The organism is Paraburkholderia ribeironis (genome assembly GCF_900019265.1).
In the GTDB taxonomy this organism is placed as follows: domain Bacteria; phylum Pseudomonadota; class Gammaproteobacteria; order Burkholderiales; family Burkholderiaceae; genus Paraburkholderia; species Paraburkholderia ribeironis.
Window position 1 is genome coordinate 1 of record NZ_CYGX02000133.1, and the last position, 1,446, is coordinate 1,446.

Annotated in this window: 1 protein-coding gene; it reads left to right on the forward strand. The window is 60.3% G+C overall.

Annotation, left to right across the window (positions count from 1 at the left end; genetic code table 11):
• Window positions 1–122 precede the first annotated feature (122 nt).
• Window positions 123–1,154 (forward strand): IS110 family RNA-guided transposase, encoded by a 1,032-nt coding sequence (locus BN2475_RS32050; RefSeq protein ID WP_094783374.1) that lies wholly within the window; start codon window positions 123–125, stop codon window positions 1,152–1,154.
• Window positions 1,155–1,446 lie beyond the last annotated feature (292 nt).

The following is a 1,446-nucleotide window of genomic DNA, read 5'->3' on the forward strand; positions in this document are numbered from 1 at the left end:
AGCGGCAGCATCCGGTCCTTGCGATCCAGGGCTCTGATGTGATGGACGACTCCCGCTAAGCGGCGAAAGGATTTATGCCAAAGTGGAGAAGTCGTGACGTCCACGGCAAAGGAGCGTTCATCATGAACATAGCGACTGTTGGACTGGATCTGGCCAAGAATGTGTTGCAGCTTCACGGAGTGGATCCGCAAGGCCACATGGTTGTGCGCAAGCAGTTGAGACGCACGGATGTACTCCGGTATTTCGCCACGCTTGACCCGTGTGTGATCGGCATGGAAGCGTGCGGCTCGTCGCACTACTGGGGCCGCGAGCTCGCGAAGCTCGGACACACCGTCCGACTGGTTGCCCCGCAGTTCGTGCGGCCTTACGTAAAGAGCAACAAGACCGATGCGGCTGACGCCGAAGCAATCTGCGAGGCGATACAACGACCGAACATGCGCTTTGTACCGGTCAAGACGCAGGCGCAACAGACAATGCTGTCGCTGCATCGCGCGCGCGCCGGGCTGGTCAAGTCGCGCACCGCACTGGCCAACCAGATCCGTGGGCTTCTGGGCGAATTCGGTATCGTGCTGCCACAGGGTATCCGGCTGCTGGGGCAACGGGCCACGGAGGCTCTTTCCAGCCGAGACAGTGAGTATTGCGAACCGTTCCGGGCGTTAATCCATATGCTCGTCGACCACTTGCGCGAGCTCGGCAACAAGGTGGCCGAACTGGAAGGTCGTATCCGCGCAATCCACCGGACCGATGCGCCCGGCCAACTTCTCGAAACCATACCCGGAATCGGCCCGCTCACCGCGTCGGCCCTGGCAGCGTCAATCGGCGACGCCCGAGCCTTTCGCAGCGGCCGGGAACTTGCTGCCTGGCTGGGTCTGGTGCCGCGCCAACATTCCTCGGGCGGAACCCCGCGCCTGCTGGGCATCAGCAAGCGCGGCGATACGGCATTGCGAACACTTCTGATTCACGGCGCCCGTGCGGTTATCCGCATGGCAGCCGCCAAGACCGAGATGGCTGATTCCTGGCTGATGAAACTGTGCCGACGCCGACACAAAAACATCGCTGCCGTGGCGCTCGCGGCAAAGAATGCACGGACAGCATGGGCCATGCTGATACGAAATCAGGCCTTTCAGGCTAGCCATGTACCTGCGCGATCCTAACGTGACGGATTGACAGATTCAGCTATTGGCAGCGAAACAGCATTCACTTCCCAGAGGTTGCTTGAGCAGACTTCAATTGGATGACAGAACGGTCGGACCGTGGTGGGCCAAACCCGCTTTGCACCAAGGGCAACCAGGCCCGAGGCTCTGATGGGGTACCCATTCGCGGATATTCATCGTGGGCCCGCAGCGAGTGCTGTCAACTGAGCCCGGATACATGGCTGCAATCTCGACCTGATGCCAGAAAACTGGGACTGCTTGACAACAGGGAGTCGTCCATACATGGTGCAAA